This is a genomic window from Flavobacterium sp. HJ-32-4, from assembly GCF_022532105.1.
Classification (GTDB): Bacteria; Bacteroidota; Bacteroidia; order Flavobacteriales; family Flavobacteriaceae; genus Flavobacterium.
Window position 1 is genome coordinate 2,443,892 of the sequence record NZ_CP092832.1, and the last position, 17,315, is coordinate 2,461,206.

The 17,315-nt window shown below is 49.0% G+C and carries 12 protein-coding genes; 5 read left to right on the plus strand and 7 right to left on the minus strand.

Translation table 11 applies throughout. From position 1 onward, the window contains the following. The 7 genes from MKO97_RS10295 to MKO97_RS10325 form a co-directional block, all read right to left on the minus strand. Positions 1-927, minus strand: a complete 927-nt coding sequence (locus tag MKO97_RS10295) for a T9SS C-terminal target domain-containing protein (protein WP_241103136.1) — start codon at positions 925-927, stop codon at positions 1-3. A gap of 327 nt (positions 928-1,254) precedes the next feature. Continuing rightward, positions 1,255-2,373, minus strand: a complete 1,119-nt coding sequence (dnaN, locus tag MKO97_RS10300) for a DNA polymerase III subunit beta (RefSeq protein ID WP_241103137.1) — start codon at positions 2,371-2,373, stop codon at positions 1,255-1,257. 93 nt (positions 2,374-2,466) lie between these two features. After that, entirely contained in the window at positions 2,467-4,260 is a 1,794-nt protein-coding gene (gene gldG, locus MKO97_RS10305; protein WP_241103138.1) for a gliding motility-associated ABC transporter substrate-binding protein GldG, read from the minus strand. Then, positions 4,260-4,964: a gliding motility-associated ABC transporter permease subunit GldF gene (gldF, locus tag MKO97_RS10310; protein ID WP_241103139.1), complete on the minus strand. Its 705-nt coding sequence runs from the start codon at positions 4,962-4,964 to the stop codon at positions 4,260-4,262. The genes gldG and gldF overlap by 1 nt, the downstream gene beginning before the upstream one ends. A gap of 6 nt (positions 4,965-4,970) precedes the next feature. Beyond that, positions 4,971-5,597, minus strand: a complete 627-nt coding sequence (locus MKO97_RS10315) for a hypothetical protein (protein ID WP_241103140.1) — start codon at positions 5,595-5,597, stop codon at positions 4,971-4,973. Further along, a complete protein-coding gene (locus tag MKO97_RS10320) occupies positions 5,569-5,865 on the minus strand; it encodes a putative quinol monooxygenase (RefSeq protein ID WP_241103141.1) in 297 nt (98 codons plus the stop codon). Before MKO97_RS10320 ends, MKO97_RS10315 begins: the two co-directional genes overlap by 29 nt. Before the next feature lie 3 nt (positions 5,866-5,868). Beyond that, positions 5,869-6,717: an S-adenosyl-l-methionine hydroxide adenosyltransferase family protein gene (locus tag MKO97_RS10325; RefSeq protein ID WP_241103142.1), complete on the minus strand. Its 849-nt coding sequence runs from the start codon at positions 6,715-6,717 to the stop codon at positions 5,869-5,871. 90 nt (positions 6,718-6,807) lie between these two features. Here MKO97_RS10325 and MKO97_RS10330 point away from each other — a divergent pair, with 90 nt between their 5' ends. The 5 genes from MKO97_RS10330 (at position 6,808) to MKO97_RS10350 (ending at position 17,315) form a co-directional block, all read left to right on the plus strand. After that, on the plus strand, positions 6,808-7,758 hold the full coding sequence (locus MKO97_RS10330; protein ID WP_241103143.1) for a PhoH family protein: 951 nt from the start codon (positions 6,808-6,810) through the stop codon (positions 7,756-7,758). After that, on the plus strand, positions 7,751-8,386 hold the full coding sequence (locus MKO97_RS10335; RefSeq protein ID WP_241103144.1) for a hypothetical protein: 636 nt from the start codon (positions 7,751-7,753) through the stop codon (positions 8,384-8,386). The genes MKO97_RS10330 and MKO97_RS10335 overlap by 8 nt, the downstream gene beginning before the upstream one ends. Positions 8,387-9,173: 787 nt before the next feature. Next, positions 9,174-11,051: a T9SS type A sorting domain-containing protein gene (locus tag MKO97_RS10340; protein ID WP_241103145.1), complete on the plus strand. Its 1,878-nt coding sequence runs from the start codon at positions 9,174-9,176 to the stop codon at positions 11,049-11,051. 88 nt (positions 11,052-11,139) lie between these two features. Next, entirely contained in the window at positions 11,140-13,944 is a 2,805-nt protein-coding gene (locus MKO97_RS10345) for a triple tyrosine motif-containing protein (RefSeq protein WP_241103146.1), read from the plus strand. A 341-nt stretch (positions 13,945-14,285) separates the two neighbouring features. Further along, positions 14,286-17,315 (plus strand): glycosidase, encoded by a 3,030-nt coding sequence (locus tag MKO97_RS10350; protein ID WP_319800059.1) that lies wholly within the window; start codon positions 14,286-14,288, stop codon positions 17,313-17,315.

Below are 17,315 nucleotides of genomic sequence, written 5' to 3' on the forward strand. Positions count from 1 at the left end.
TTAGGGAAGATCGAAGGTGTAAAGGGCAGGGGAATGGCGGATGAATAAGAATCCAATTGCCTCGCTTATGGCGTAGAAATGACGTCCGTCGAAACTGGTGATGCCTTCCACCTGTCGGAAATGACGACGTATACGGCGGTTTTTCCCTTCCCGGATCTTTCGGAAATCGCCGTTCTCGGGAAGTTGTAATTGTAAAACCCTCGGATTGACGAGCATGTTATATCCGATCAACGTCACCTGGTTCCGCTCTCTATTATAGTCCGCGCCGGTCACCAAAAGACGGGTTTTCAACGAGGCAACATACCGCGCCACATGATGTCCGGGTGTAGTAGGTAAAGAGAAGATGCGCGAACCCCGTCGTTCTTTCCACTCTTTGGTAAACAGGAAGATAGTGTCGTTTACCACCACCATCGCTTCACAGTCGAACGGTCCCTCTTTTTTGCCCGTTGCGTCTAGTATTTTCGGCCATTCGAAAGACAGCGTTTCTATTTTCGGTTGGTCTTCCAACACCGAACGTTTCCCGACCTTGTAAATCGAGAGTCGCTTTCGGTTTGCACCATTGTTGCCAAAGTCTCCGATATAGAAGTGGGCATCGTCCTGGGCGAGTTCCTCCCAGTCGACGTTGCGCAGTCCGGGAAGTGGATACTGTGCCACGATTTTCCCCGTTGCCGTATCGATGGCAAACAACTCTGCGGCGGCGCCACTGTCGTTATGCGACCATAGTTGACCGTTCCACGCCACCAATCCTGAACCTTCCGATAGACGCTTGTCCAACAACGACAAACGCGGGGCACGCAGTCCACGCGTTTCAAACCGGTTCGCGGCAATTTCGTGGAGGGTGTCGCCCTGGGCCACGCCGGTGTACGTAGACAGACAACATAGGAGGGAAGCACCCACACGCCAAAAGAAAGCCTGGTTCAAGGTCATATTTAAAGATAGGATATCGCTGGCAGCTACACAAAAAAAATCCCGAAGCATCGCTACGGGATTCTTATTTATTGTCTTCTTGTCAAAACTGACTTTCAAATTTTAACTTTCGACTTCATGGACCTTTAACAATTTTTACGGTTTTCCCGTACTTCCATGTCCAACACATTTTGTAAGGGACGCATCCGCCCCTTCCCTATGACAAGGTACGTCTCCCGCCGGAATGATTTTACGGGAAAAACGCACTTTTTGTTAAAATTTGATGGATTGCGTTACTAGTCAAAATGTGAGGCTCTGCGCTACAGAGCAACCGACTTTCGACTGTCATCACCCATTCAACATCACCGGCATCACCAACATGGTCACCGTCTCACCGTCGTCTAGTCCGTCAGAAGGGGTCAGGATGCCCGCGCGGTTTGGCAGCGACATCTCCAACTGGATGTCATCTGATTGCAAGTTGTTCAGCATTTCGGTGAGGAAACGCGAATTGAAGCCGATTTGGATGTCATCACCTTGGTAATCACATGTCAAACGCTCCTCAGCCTTGTTTGAATAATCGATATCTTCGGCGGAAATATTCAGTTCGGCACCCGCGATTTTCAGGCGGATCTGGTGGGTCGTCTTGTTCGAGAAGATGGCCACACGACGCACGGAGTTCAGGAACTGCGAACGTCCGATGTGCAACTTGTTTGGATTCTCTTTCGGAATGACCGCTTCATAATTCGGGTATTTCCCGTCAATCAGGCGGCAGGTGAGTACGTAGTTCTCAAACGAGAACGTCGCATTCGAGTCGTTGTATTCGATGGTCACTTCGGCATCCGAAGCACCCAGGATATTTTTGAGGATGTTCAGCGGCTTCTTCGGCATGATGAAGTCGGCTACCTGTGAAGCCGTCACGTCCGTGCGGCTGTATTTTACCAGTTTGTGCGCGTCTGTGGCCACGAAGGTGAGTCCCTGCGGCGAGAACTGGAAGAATACACCCGACATTACCGGACGCAGGTCGTCGTTTCCGGCTGCGAAGATGGTCTTGCTGATCGCGGTCGCCAAAACATGGGCCGGCACCAGCGTAGAAGACGGTTCTTCAAGGGTAACCGCTTTTGGGAATTCTTCACCCGGTGCGTACGCCAGCGCATACTTACCCGAGTTCGAACTAATTTCGATGGTGCTGTTCTCTTCCACCGTGAAGGTCAGCGGTTGTTCTGGGAACGTTTTCAGTATTTCCAGCAACAGGCGCGCCGGAACGGCCACGGCACCCGTACTCTCGGATTCGATTTCGAGCGTAGCCGACATCGTGGTCTCCAGATCCGAGGCCGAAACGGTCAGTGACCGCTTGTCGATCTCAAAAAGGAAATTGTCGAGGATCGGCAGGGTATTGTTGCTATTGATAACGTTTCCAAGGACCTGCAACTGTTTCAGGAGGTAGGAACTCGATACGATGAACTTCATGGGTCGTTTGCGTTTTTTAATCCCGTAAAAATGCCACTTTATGTGAAATATTCCACCGTTACGGGGCTTTTTTTTAAAACAAATTTATTAACATCAACGGGCGTACATCCGTCGGCGGAGAAGCGTGAATCCGATACCGAACAACGCCAGCACCAGCAAAGGCGCCAGGACGGTGATGATTTGCACGCGGGTATACTCGGCTTCTACTTTTTTGGTATCGGTTAGCGGCAGCGACACGTCTTTGCTGCGCAGTGTGATCAGGCCGTTTTCGTCCAGCAGGTAGTTCACGCAATTCATCATGAAATCCTTATTGCCATATAGCTTGCCGGTCCACCGGTCATAGCCGAGTTCCATTGGGCGACCGTCTTTATCGAGTTGGTTCCGCACGACATCTCCATCCGATACTACAATCATCCGGGTCGATTTTCCCACCGATACATGGTCGCTTTCATCAAATGGCAGGACGCGGTTCTCATAGATCGAATGGAAACGGCCTTCCAACAACACCGCCGCCGGCAGATTTCCTTTCCCCTGGTATTCTTTCGGGTCGGATTCGATGGCGACATCCTCAAAACTCACCTGCGCCGGCACGCCCACCGCTTTCGAAAACGGCGACGATTGCAAAAGCACGGTCTTTTTGATGTCATTCTTCAGTAGCTCGATCGGGCTGGCGAAATCAAAACGCACAGCCTCTACATTCTTTACGATCGGGTGATCGCCCGTGGGAAGCATCACCGGTGAATACCGCCAGATGTAGGAGGAAAAACGGGTGCCGCTGCCTTCATCACCTGTGGCCAGTTTGATCTCTGCGGCGTATTCATCCTTGATCAGCTCTGGCTGTATCCGGACGCCGTATTTGAAAAAGAGGTTGTTCAGGTTCAGGTCGATAGGGAAGGCGAGGGCCGGACCTTTCGCCAGGCTATCCAGTTCCATATGCACCGGATCGACCAGCCACAAGGTTCGGCCACCGTGCATCACATAATCGTCCAACACCTGTATTTCCTCATCCGTAAAGCGTTCTTTCGGCTTCGCGATGATGGCGAGGTCGTAGTTTTTCTTAAGGTAATCGGCACTCTCTTTCGGGCGTTTCGCCACCGAATCAAGGGTAAACGTTCCGATGTGGTATTGGTCGCGCACCTGCCGCAGGAAATCGGCCATCAGTATGTCGTCGATCTCGGCATTGCCTTTGATTACGGCAATTTTCTTCGCACTGCGCTCCGTCGCGGTCTGCAGGCCATTGGCAAAGGCATACTCCAGGTGCTGCACCGAGCTGTTGATATTTTCCTGTGTCGACGCGGTCATCATGTTCTTCAGCAGCGGTACCTTCACCCGGTGTCCGCGGTAATTGAGGATCGCCCACGGGAAGAGTACGGCTTCCGTCTTCTTACCATGGTCCATGACCGAGACGCTGACCGGCTTCATACCCGAGCCGTAGAACGAATCGAACAATGCCTTATCGAGGTCGGTGATTTTATTGATCGATGCCCGCACCTGTTTGTCGATATCCGGCGTGACACCGCGGTTGCTCAGATGGAAGATGTCGAAGATCAGGTCTTTTTTCGCCTCATCGTCCTGTCCATCCCCAATCGGGTTCACAAAGTCAACGCGGATGTTGCGGTTGCGCGCCTGGAATTCTTCCAACAACTGTCGGGTTTCCGTCTCCAACCGCTGGAATTCACCCGGAGGCGTTCCGTTGAGGAAGACTTTAATCGTAAGCGGGTCGGTGATGTTCTCGGCGAGGTCGAGAGATACATTCGAAAGGGTGTACCGTTTGTCAGCCGTCAGGTCGAAACGCGCGAACACAAACTGTCCGATCACATTCACCAACACAATGCCCGCTACCAGCGAGCCCAATACCGTCAGGCGTTTTTTCTGTGTGGTCGTCATTAGGCGCGGACTTTAAGTTTATGGACGGTAAAAGCCAGGAACAACAGGCTGATACTCACGAAATACAGCACATCACGGGTATCGATCACGCCGCGGGCCATACTGCTGAAATGCGCCTGCATCCCCAAAAGGGCGCCCATGCTGCCGGGCAGGTTGGCGAAACCGAAGTAGAAGACAAAACACAGGAATACCGAGGCAATAAAGGCCACGACCTGATTATCGGTCAGCGACGAGGTAAAGATCCCGATGGCCGAATAACCCGCCACAAGGAACAGCAGTCCGAAATAAGAGCCGATGGTGCTGCCAAAATCGATGTTGCCCTCCGGAAGCGCGAGTCCGTATAATACATACACATACACCAGCGTCGGCAGCAAGGCGATAACAATCAACAGCAGTGATCCGAGGAATTTTCCCAATACTACCTGCCACACCGACAGCGGTTTGGTCAGCAACAGTTCAAGTGTGCCTTGACGTCGCTCATCGGAAAAACTCCGCATCGTAACGGCCGGAATCAGGAAGATGAGTACCCAGGGCGCAAAAGTGAAGAACGGTCCAAGGTCGGCAAAACCGGAATTAAGGATGTTGAAATCGCCGTCAAAGACCCATAAAAACAGGCCGTTGAGCAACAGGAAAACGGCTACGACCAAGTATCCGACGGGCGAGCCGAAAAAGGATTTGATCTCACGCAGGAAAAGTGCTTTCATGCAATATTAGGGCTTACATTTTTCAGTTCTGAGCGGTTGCATCGGTGCAGGGTCGCCGGTTTCCATTTCCACCATCGCATCCCGGAAATACCAGCCGTCCGCATACTTCCCGAGGTAGCCGCGAATTTCGGCAAATATAGGTTGTTTCCGTCCCTTTTCCCATTCGAAACTGCTTTCGTGTATGCTGAAATGGGAAAGCAGTGTCCACCTTCCGCTACAAAGCGCCTGGATGCGGCAGGAGTTTAGGTTGGTGTCGTCGGTCCAGTCGACCACAAGGGCCAGTTCGTCGGTGCCATCAGCGTTGGTATCGCCCATGTTCAGCAGGCAATAAAGTCCCTCTGCCTGCTCAAATGACAACGTATCGCCTTTCCGCCCTTCGACATACAGACGCACAACGGCGTCCCGTGTTGACAGCAGCACCCTTCGTTTATCGAAATCGGTGGGATAGGAAGTGATGCTTTTTTGGTCCCTGCGGCTGTACAGGTCCTGTACCACCTTCTCAGGCGTGCCGTCGCCGTCGATATCTGCGGACACTGACAGCGTTGGGACAGATGTCTGGGCGGCGCATAGTAAAAACGGACTTAGCAACGCCAGCAACGTGTGGTTACGCCAGTTGCATAAGACGGTCGACACTCCAGGCTTCTGGTTTGGCGTTAAACAATTTTTTGGTGTAATTCCACACATCATAGAAGAGTTCCGATTGGCGGTAGGCCTCGAGGTCGGCTTCCGTTTCCCAATAGCTGTAGGTAAAGAAAACAGACGGATCGTGGCGGTCGCGGTACAGTTCCAATAAACGGTTCCCGGGCGCGTTTCGTATCTTTTCCTTCATCAGGTCAAAATTCGCAAGGAAATCCGGCACTTTTTCCGGCTGGAACGACATTTTTACAATTCGTATGAACATGGATCAGTTGAATTCAATCAGGATGGGATCGCGGTAGCCAAGTCCGAGTAAACTCGACGCACTGCCCACCGTCGTGGTATTGCTGCGGAAAATGGCGATTTCGAGATGTCCCGCTTCGTTGAAAATCGCGAGTTTCTCGCCTTCGTAGTTTTTAAGGGGATATTTTCCCGAACTGGCGATATCGGAATACCGCGGCCAGATCGTCCGGATGTTGTTGCCACGCATGTGACGAAGGCGTTCGTTCAGGATGATGTCGTACGGACGTCCTTTCGCCGTATCCATAAACAATTGACGCGTGATATTGGTGACGGCATTCCCAAAGCGGTCGATATAGATTACGGCACCCCGGATGGCATTGCCATCGTCAGCCACCGTTGGTTTCAGTTCGTTCAGGGCTTTCAAAGATTTTGTATCCTTTCCGATGACATTCAGCAATCCACCCTTCGACAAATGACTGGCAACCGTCACAAACACATCAAGATCGGTGGCATCGGCCGGCAAACGGTCGTGGATGTTGATGACCGCCACTTTGGAGGGAACGATGCGTTGGGCAAGGATACCGGGGAGTCCGTTATCGGCGCACACGAAAAAATGCCCGTCCCATTCCATGGCGATGTGGCGCGTTTCCTTGTTGAGTTCGTAATCGACGGCGATAAGGTGCACCGTACCTTTTGGGAAAGAGGAGTAGGCCGCACCGACGATGTAGGCAGCTTCCGCGATGTTGAACGGATCGATGTCGTGGGAGAGATCGACAACCATGGCCCCGCCCGCTTCCGACAACAATTTACCCTTGAGTGCACCCGCGAAATGGTCTTTCGTTCCGAAGTCGGTGGTAAGGGTAATTATCGACATAAATTTGTTTATAACTAATGCGGAAACCCCGGCCTGAATTGATTAAATTTGAATGCAAAGCTACTAATTATCTAACTTAATACGGCGCCTTTGAACGAAAGAATCATCGAGCTGAACGACATTGCCCCAAAGGAATTCTGGGGTGCTCAGGATGCCCACCTGGAAACCATCAAGAAGTACTATCCCAAGCTCAAAATAGTGGCCCGCGGCACCACGCTGAAGGCCTTCGGTGAGAAAGAGGAACTCGACGAATTCGAGACCCGTTTCAACCGGTTGATGGCCCACTTTACCCGTTATAATAATATAGACGACAACGTCATCGACCGCGTGATCCAAAGCAACACGCAAGACGACCAACGCATGCCCGATTACGACAAAGTGCTGGTGCACGGCGTAGGCGGCAAGCTGATCAAGGCGATGACGCCCAACCAGCAGAAGATGGTCGACATGCTCGCTAAGAACGACATGCTGTTCGCGATCGGGCCTGCCGGAACCGGAAAGACGTATACGGGAGTGGCATTGGCCGTGCGGGCGTTGAAGGAAAAGCAGGTCAAGCGGATCATCCTCACGCGTCCGGCAGTCGAAGCAGGGGAGAACCTCGGCTTTTTGCCCGGCGATATGAAAGAAAAGCTCGATCCGTATATGCAGCCGTTGTATGATGCGTTGCGCGATATGATCCCGGCGCAGACACTCGAAGACTATATACTGAAAGGCATCATCCAGATCGCACCGTTGGCGTTCATGCGGGGCCGTACGCTTGATAATGCGTTCGTCATCCTCGACGAAGCCCAGAACACCACACACAACCAGATGAAGATGTTTTTGACCCGTATGGGGAAGAACGCAAAGTTCATCGTAACCGGCGACCCAGGGCAGGTAGACTTGCCGCGGCGCACCATTTCCGGACTCAAGGAAGCGCTGCTTGTACTGAAAGACATCGATGGTATTGCGATGATCTACCTTGACGACAAGGACATCGTACGCCACCGCCTCGTGAAGAAAATCATCGACGCCTACAAGAGCATCGAGAACCATGACTGAGGCATACATCACCGTGCGTAAGTGGAAATTGTGCCTGCTGGGCTGCGTGTTGGCTTTTTCCATCGCCAACGCCCAGGATCGTTTTGAAGACAAAGAGGTCGGTTTTTCGATGGAGCGCCCCGCCAACTGGGAAATGGGAAAACCGGGTGAAGCCCTCGCCAATGCGCGGAGTAAGTTGGCCATGAACCCGCTCGAACTTGAGAAGCTGGTCGAAGCCAACAAAGGCGTGGTTGAAGTCGTGACCTTCCTCAAGTACCCCATCGCGTCGCGCAACGGCATTATTCCGACGATAAAGGTCAATCTGCGAAACATGCCCGAAATGCCGACCTATCGGTTTAAGGAAAGCATCGCTGACAGTTTTCGTACCCTGAAAAGCACCTTCCCCGATTTCGCCTTCATAAAAGAGCCCGAAGCGATAGAAGTCGACGGTTTCTACACCGTCTACGCCGTCTGTTCCTACACCATGAAAACCCAACGCTGGAAAGAGAAAGTCAAAGTATGGGTGTATGCCCTCCAGCGTAAACATAATTTTGTGCAAGTCACTTTCATGGACGGCGAAAAAGAAGACAATTCCGAAACGTTCGAACGATTGGTGAAGACCATTCGATTGGCGAGTAGTAAGCAGTAGGCGGTGGGCAGTCGCAGTCGCGGTCGCAGAAGTTGGCAGTTGGCAGTGGACAGTATGCAGTGATACTTCCATGCGAGACATAGCACCATTACCCCGCACTCATTGTCATCCCGACGCAGGAGGCGTCCCATTCAGTTGGCAGTCGCAGTCTCAGTCTCAGAAGTTGGCAGTGGACAGTATGCAGTGATACTTCCATGCGAGACATAGCACCATTACCCCGCACTCATTGTCATCCCGACGCAGGAGGCGTCCCATTCAGTTGGCAGTCGCAGTCTCAGTCTCAGTCTCAGAAGTTGGCAGTAGGCGGTGGACAGTGGGCAGTGGTACTTCCATGTGGGACATAGCACCATTACTAAGCACTTATTCTCCTCCCGACGAAGGAGGGATCCCATTCAGTAAGCAAGTTGGCAGTGGGCAGTAGGCAGTGTTACTTCCATGTGAGGCGTAGCACCATTACCACGCACTCATTGTCATCCGGACGCAGGAGGGTTCCCATTCAGTAGGCAGTGGGTAGTAGACAGTGCGCAGTCTCTTAACTCCTCAGTTACTCAGTTACTCAGTTCCTTAGTCCCTCAATCCGTCGCGTTAAACACCTCAACATTGCCACAACATCTACCATTTTACAAGCTCCCTTCATTGTCATCATAACCAATTGGGAATGCTAACTATGCCCGTATTTCAAACGTTTTCGCGAAATACAATAGTGTATAGTTTTTATATAGTTAAACAAAAATCGTTTTCGTTAATTTGTGAGTAGTTTTATGAATTAACTTAAAAGAATAAAATCATGAAAAAAATTACCTTTTTCCTATTATTAATGGCAACCACACTCTCCGTTGCCCAATCCCTCGAGGGTACCTGGAAGATGGCACCTCAGGCCGGTGCATTGGGAGTAGGACCTGGTCTGGGTGATACCTCATGGTGGTCCAATTCCGCAGGGGATGTAACAACCAGGGCGTGTTATTTTGACGACGAGTATGTATTCGCTGCCAACGGAACCTTCACCAACGTAATGGGTTCACAAACCTGGACGGAAGGTTGGCAAGGTGGGGGAGATTCGTGTGGTACACCCGTAGCACCGCACAACGGGTCAAATCCCGCTACCTATGTCTACAATTCGGGTGCAGGTACCCTGACATTGAACGGAGTAGGTGCCTTTATCGGATTAGCGAAAGCATACAACGGTGGGGAACTCGCAAGTCCGGCCAATGCACCGGAATCCATTGTATACACGGTTACTTCGTTGACGGCCACCACGATGACATTAGATATTTCAATCGGCGCCGGATGGTGGCGGTTTAACCTGCAAAAGCAAGTGGCGACCTCTCCTATTGAAGGAACCTGGAAAGTCGCTGCACAAGCCGGCGCGCTGGGCGTAGGTCCTAATCAGGGCGATACTTCATGGTGGTCGAATTCGGCCGGTGATGTAAACACAAGAGCCTGTTTTTTCGATGACGAGTATATTTTCAACGCAGATGGTTCCTTTTCAAACGTATTGGGCGCCGAATCATGGATCGAAGGCTGGCAAGGCGGATCCGATGCCTGCGGTGCTCCTGTAGCGCCACACAATGGGTCAAACCCGGCTACATACGCGTACAATGCGTCCAACAATACCTTGACGTTAAACGGAGTGGGCGCCTATCTGGGCTTAGCCAAAGTATACAACGGTGGCGAATTGGGCAATCCAGCCAATGCACCCGCGTCAATTACCTACACGGTAACCTCGCTAACGGCTTCCACTATGACGCTCGACATCTCGATAGGAGCCGGATGGTGGCGCTTTATTTTATCCAAAGTAGGTGTACCTAGCTGTACGGACGGAATTCAAAACGGTGATGAAACAGGCATCGATTGTGGTGGTTCTTGCCAAGCCTGTATCACAGCTCCTACTGTCGCTGCTCCGACCCCACCGGCACGACCGGCTGCCGACGTGATTTCTTTCTACAGTGATGCGTATCCTAATATCGCAACGAATGTTTTTGATGCCGGTTGGTGTGGTGGCGCTGCTACTACCGAAGTGCAGATCGAAGGAAACAATACCCTAAGAAAAAATACGGGAATCCCATGTCACGGCATCGACTTTACTACTAACAGACAAAACCTGACCGACTTTACCCATCTCCATTTTGATTTTTACATCACGGATGCGGATCTGGTCGGAGATGTATTCAATGTGAAACTGGTGAACTTCGATGGAACCAATGGTGAAACATCAGCCCTGGAAGTAAACATCAACGGTGGTACTACACCGCAATTAGTAGCCAACCAATGGGTGTCTGTGGACGTTCCGATTACCGCACTCGGAGGCGTTGTAGCCGGAAACTTGGCCCGTAACGATGTGGCGCAAATTGGTATTACGACCGCTAACGTCAGTAACGTTTGGTACGATAACATCTACGTGCACAAAAACACCTTGGCTCTTGATGAGACCAACAAATCGCTCTTTACGATTTATCCAAATCCAGCGCAGGATTACCTGACCATCACGGCGAACAGTGCCATCCAAAAAGTGAGGATCTACAACTATTTGGGTCAGGAAGTATATGCTAAAGAGTGGAACAGTGGCGTGGCAACGGTCGATGTCAGTGCATTAAACAGTGGTGTTTACATTGTCAAAACTACCATTAACGGTACGGAAGCGTCTTCTAAATTCATCAAAAGATAAGCGGACGCACTAGTTTCTCTTATAAACAAAACCTTGTTGTGTTTCATGACAAGGTTTTTTTATATTCACATATTCTTAAAAACCACCCATGAGAAACTATTTGGTTGTAGCTTTTAGCTTTTTCTTCCTTGTAACGATGGGGCAGGAGCTACCCCCCATTTTTAGCTTTGCTAAGGAAGAGTACAAAGCGGGCAACCAAAACTGGATGATTTCGCAGGATAAAAACCACTTCATTTTTTTCGCGAATAACGAAGGGCTCCTCGAGTACAACGGCGCTAACTGGAACCTGTATAAATCGCCCAATGAAACGATCATTCGTTCGGTCAAGGTGATTGGGAATCGGATTTATACCGGCTGCTACATGGAGTTTGGCTACTGGGTCCGACAGAACAACGGAAAATTAAGGTACACGTCGCTCAGCACGAAAATCAAAAATAAATTACTGGACGACGAACAGTTTTGGAACATTATAAGTTACGGTCAATGGGTGATATTCCAGTCGCTGAACCGCATTTACATTTTCGACTCCAAAACAAACGCGTTCCGGATTTTAGCTCCCGAAACGAATATTTTAAAATCGTTTCAAACGTCGAACTCGATTTTCTATCAAACGATCGACTACGCACTTTATGAAATTGAGGATGGCAAAAGCAAACTGATACGAAGTGGCGCCCAGTTGCAAAAAAATAAGATCATCAATATCTTTTCCCAGGATGATGGCTTGCTGATCCATACCCAGTTTAATGGCTTTTATAAATTAGTGAACGGTAATTTGGTCAGGTTCGCTACCGAAGCCGACACCGAGATCGTTTCAGGAAGCATCTACAGTAGCCAGGTCTTGTCGGATGACAGTTTTGCGGTCGGAACCGTTTCTAAGGGGGTGTATGTGTTATCCAAAGAAGGTAAAGTAAAGTATCACATCGATCAAAGTAAAGGCTTGTGTAACAACACCGTTTTGTCAATATTTGAAGACTTTGATCACAATTTATGGACAGGGCTCGACAACGGAATTAACTGCATCAATCTCAATTCCCCGATCAAAAGTTACATCGACGATTCCGGCACCTTGGGAACCGTATATTGTGCCCTTTTACACCATGATACACTCTATATCGGCACCAATCAGGGACTGTTTTGTAAAGACTACAAAACCAACGCCTCCTTTCAATTCGTGTCGGGAACAAAAGGCCAGGTTTGGTCGCTTTTCGTATACGATAACACCTTATTTTGCGGCCACGACTCGGGCACTTTCATCATAGAAGGGGAGAACGCAACGCCCATTTTTTCGCAGTCAGGCACCTGGAAATTCCAGGTGTTGCCCGCTAACCCCAACATCATTCTACAGGGAAATTACCAGGGCATTTCAGTCTTGGAAAAGCGCAACAATCGCTGGGTCTTCAAACATAAGATCAAGGGATTCAATTACTCTACCAAGTATTTTGAAATTACCCCTTCCAACGAGGTCTATGTAAGCCATGAGTATAAGGGTGTTTTCCGCTTCGATCTGACCAACGACCTGACGCAATGCCGCCATTTATTTACGTATTCGAATCCGCCAAAAGGGAAAAACGCCGGTTTAGCCACGTTTAATAATCATGTTTACTATGTCTATAAAGAGGGCGTTTTCAAACTCAATCAACAAACAAAGCAGTTTGAAAGAGACGCGTCGCTGAGTACGGTTTTCAACCACAACGAATATTCCTCAGGGCGTTTGATCAAAGACAATTCCAACAAATTATGGTTGTTTACGAAAAGCTATATCAACTACTACACGGTAAACAAACTCAATTCAAGCCTTAAACGAAACAGTATCCCTATTCCCGTTACGTTGTCCACTTCGATGTTGGGCTATGAAAATATCACCCAGCTTTCGAACAGCGATTATTTGATCGGAACCACGGATGGGTTTTATGTTTTCAATGTCAATGAATTGAATCTCAAAAACCATAAAGTGTCCATTACGGATATCGCGGTCAATGAACGTACGAAAGGCCAGAAAAGTCCTTCGATTACCCAGCGTGGCGATTTTGATGACAACGAAAACAACATCACCTTTAACTATACCGTTCCCGAATACAACAAATATATCTTCACGGAATACCAATATTCGTTACAGGGCTTTCAGGAGGAATGGAGTGAATGGAGCTCGAAAACGACGGTGACTTTTAAAAACCTTCCTCCGGGTGATTATGTTTTCAAAGTCAGGGCCCGCACATCCAATTCCTCGTCAGACAACATTGAGGTGTATGAATTTTCGATTCGTAAACCCTTTTATGCCACCAATCTGGCGATTGTACTCTATTTGATATCGTTTTGCTTTTTGCTTCATTATGTCAATACGCAATACAAAAACTACTACAACCGTCAACGCGAAAAGTTGATAGAGGAGAACAACCGCCTGCTCGAAATTAAAGAACTCGAAAACGAGCAGCAATTGATGAAAATCAGAAACGAGCAATTGGCCCAGGATGTGGATGCCAAAAACAAAGAGCTTGCCGTTTCGACCATGAGCCTGATCAAGAAAGACGAGCTATTGACGCTTATCAAAGAAGATTTAAAGAAAACATCGGAAGAAGACAACAGCAGAAGCATCAAATCGTTGATCTCAACCATCAATCGAAATATTTTCGAGGAAGATACGTGGAAGGTGTTCAAGGAGGCATTCGATGTAGTCGACAAAGACTTCCTAAAGAAAATCAAGCAAACCCATCCCTCCTTAACCCCGAACGATCTGCGTTTGTGTGCGTACCTCCGGCTGAACTTATCCTCAAAAGAAATTGCGCCGTTGTTGAATATTTCGGTACGAAGCATTGAGATAAAACGATATCGTTTGCGTAAAAAGATGAATTTACCGCACGAAAAGGGCTTGGTGGAGTATATTTTGTCGATCTGAATCTGGCAAATAACCCCGATTTACCTATACAATACCTCAACATGGTGGATTGCGGCCGTGCGTTTTTGCACGGGTAGTTAGCCTCTGAAATAGCTATACAGCCCTTATTACGAGCTACTTTTCGACTTTTTATCATAAATTTAAGACCGTATATTTTTTGTTGAGGCGTAACGGCCCAATAAAATATATTTACTACTTACTTTTATAAAAACATTAACAAAACTGCCATTCATCTAAATCCGTTTTACCAAATGAGAAAAATATTTTTTCTACTGTTTTTTGGAATCTCTCTTTTGCACGCGCAAACTGACAAAGTAAGCGTGGAAAAGAATAATTCTGAGATGAAACTCAAAGTCAATGGAAAGGATTTCATTATCAATGGAATGAATTGGGACTATTTTCCGGTTGGAACCAATTATTCCTACAGCTTGTGGAATCAGCCCGATGCATTTATTCAACAGGCACTGGATGATGAAATGGGATTACTCAAAAATATGGGCGTCAATACCATCCGGGTCTATTCGGGTATGCCCAAAAAATGGATTGAGTATGTATATACCAACTACGGTATCTATACCATGCTCAACCATCCCTTCGGTCGTTATGGTTTGACCATCGATGGTGTCTGGACACCCAACACCGAGTATTCGGATGCAAAAACCAAAGCGTTGTTGTTGCAGGAAGTCACGCAAATGGCAGCAGAATACAAAGACACCAAAGGATTGTTGCTGTTTTTGTTAGGAAACGAAAACAACTATGGTTTGTTCTGGGACGGTGCCGAAACAGAAGATATTCCGGTTGAGGATCGAAAGTCAACGGCCCGGGCGCACGCTATGTACAAACTGTTCAACGAGGCGGCCGTAAGTATGAAATCCATCGATACCTCGCATCCGATCGCGATTTGTAACGGAGATTTGCTTTTTCTCGATATCATCGCGAAGGAATGTAAAGACGTCGATGTTTTCGGAACCAACGTCTACCGCGGTGCCTCCTTCGGCGATTTATTTGAACGGGTGAAAAGGGAGTACGGCAAACCGGTGATGTTCACCGAATTTGGTGCCGATGCCTTCAACGTGCTGACCAATCAGGAAGACCAGAATGCACAGGCGTACTATCTGAAAGGCAACTGGAAAGAAATTTATGAAAATGCCGCTGGCATGGGAAAAGCAGGAAACTGTTTGGGCGGTTTTACGTTCCAGTTCAGTGATGGTTGGTGGAAATTTGGGCAAACCAAAAATCTGGATGTGCACGATACCAATGCGTCATGGTCGAATGGCGGCTACATCCGCGATTACACCGAAGGCGAAAACAACATGAATGAAGAATGGTTTGGAATTTGTGCCAAAGGACCGGCGAACGAACAGGGGTTTTACCAATTGTATCCGCGTACGGCGTATTATGTACTTAAAGAAATCCACCAATTCAATCCGTATGCACAGGGCACTTCCCTGAACAGCACGTTCGACAAAGCCCAGATCATGGACGCTTCGCTACGGGCGAGATCGGATAAGGCGGCGCTTGAGTCGACCAAAGGATCCAAAATCCACTTCAGCCGTTTGTCGGCCGAATTCACCACATTCAATACCGGTGGCGCATTGATCACGACACCGAGCGATCCAAAACCCAACAGTACCGAATATCCGAACCAACTGGGGTTTGATCATATGCAATCGTATTTTATTGGAGTAGGCGCGAATCCGTCTTCCAATACGAACCTGAATGTAGAATTCAACATTTTAGGAAATGTAGCCCAGAATCCCATCGACCAGATTTTTTACGAAAACCGGGGTCGTCCCGTCACGGTTGAAAGTCCAAACGGCGACATACAATTGCAGGATGTCAACCGGATACAGGTTTACCGGGCAAGCTATAGTTGGAACCAGAAATATTTCAACTTAACCGGTTTCTACCGCACAGGCCACTATCATTGGGGGTATGAAGGTGATTTCTTCGGCTTGTATCCGGAAGCCAACTACGGGAACCAAATCGATATTTACAACGGTATTGCACCTTCCGGATTTGAAGTGGAAGGCAAGAAATTCCTGAATGGATTGAAAGTCGCCTTCGGACCGCAATTATGGTGGGGCGCTAACCCAGCCCTGCTCGTGAAATACACGCGGAAAATCGGAAAATTCGATTTGACCACGGTGTTCCATGAAGACTTACAACAACAGGGAGTGACCGAAAGTTCCTTCGCGATCCCGCAGCCCAAAACCAGAAGATGGACCCTCCACATGAACCGGAAATTCGGAAAATTCGGTGTGGACCTTGGCGGAATCTGGGCCGGACAGCCTTTAAATGGCCGGGAATACCAGGTAGTTCGCGGGGAGGGAAGTAACCAGCAGGTGTCCCAAACCCAAATCGAATGGAAAGATAACTGGGGCGGGAAAATGAAACTGACCTACACAGGCGGGAAGTTTAACTGGTACGGACAAGGTGCCGCCATGGGCCTGGTAGCCAATGGTGGAGCCGACCTGACGCAAACCTTCACGGGCTGGCGGTTGAAAGACAGTGGAAGTGGTAACCAATACAATTTCCTGACAGGTCTTACCTATACGGTAGGGAAATTACAGATTGCACCGAACTTCTTATGGCAGAAACCACTGGAAGGTCCTATTAGTGCGGATGCCCCCGCGCCCGGAAGACCGAGAAACATCCTGGAAGATCCGTTTGTCGTGCGGGCAAACCGCGAACAGGTCGCCGGTGAAATTCTCTTCACTTTTGACCCGACACCGGGCACCTGGATGTACGATTGGGATAACGACCGTTCGGAAGATGCGAAGTTTTCAACCAGTTTAGGTGTCGTGTACCGCCATTTGCCTACTACCCAGGATGCCGCTATCGGTATCTTAGGAAATGGCAGAACCACATTTGCGTTCGACGGTGCTGCGCCGGCCACCGATCTATGGGAAGTCAACGCGCGCATCGTATCCAAATTAAGCCGCGACTTTGGCTTTATTACCACGTTGTATGGAGGCGATGCCCAGGCCAACGGCAGTGATGCCCGCACCATCCACCGTTATGGAATGGATATGCGTGTTATCTATAAAAAAATCAAATTGAACTCCTTTGTGCGTGTAAACGATTGGGGACCTTACGATTACCATCGCGACTTTAACCTTACCTTCCCACTGCAATTGATGGCCGACCTTTCACTTGACATCGGAAAACCGGATTGGTTCATCCTTCCCGGAACCCGCATCGGTATCCGTGGAACCTGGAGAAGCTTAGACCAGTATTCGCCAAGATACAACCCAACCCAGGTATTGAATCCAGCGGGCGAATGGGTGCCGGACCCGACGGCGGTAGGATTTGATAACGGTAACGAGTGGGAGATCAGGACCTACATCCACATTAATGTTATAAATTAA

Coding starts and splice junctions, on each gene's coding strand:
- MKO97_RS10295 (WP_241103136.1), bottom strand. CDS start 927: ATGACCTTGAACCAGGCTTTCTTTTGGCGTGTGGGTGCTTCCCTCCTA.
- dnaN (WP_241103137.1), bottom strand. CDS start 2,373: ATGAAGTTCATCGTATCGAGTTCCTACCTCCTGAAACAGTTGCAGGTC.
- gldG (WP_241103138.1), bottom strand. CDS start 4,260: ATGACGACCACACAGAAAAAACGCCTGACGGTATTGGGCTCGCTGGTA.
- gldF (WP_241103139.1), bottom strand. CDS start 4,964: ATGAAAGCACTTTTCCTGCGTGAGATCAAATCCTTTTTCGGCTCGCCC.
- MKO97_RS10320 (WP_241103141.1), bottom strand. CDS start 5,865: ATGTTCATACGAATTGTAAAAATGTCGTTCCAGCCGGAAAAAGTGCCG.
- MKO97_RS10325 (WP_241103142.1), bottom strand. CDS start 6,717: ATGTCGATAATTACCCTTACCACCGACTTCGGAACGAAAGACCATTTC.
- MKO97_RS10335 (WP_241103144.1), top strand. CDS start 7,751: ATGACTGAGGCATACATCACCGTGCGTAAGTGGAAATTGTGCCTGCTG.
- MKO97_RS10340 (WP_241103145.1), top strand. CDS start 9,174: ATGAAAAAAATTACCTTTTTCCTATTATTAATGGCAACCACACTCTCC.
- MKO97_RS10345 (WP_241103146.1), top strand. CDS start 11,140: ATGAGAAACTATTTGGTTGTAGCTTTTAGCTTTTTCTTCCTTGTAACG.
- MKO97_RS10350 (WP_319800059.1), top strand. CDS start 14,286: ATGAAACTCAAAGTCAATGGAAAGGATTTCATTATCAATGGAATGAAT.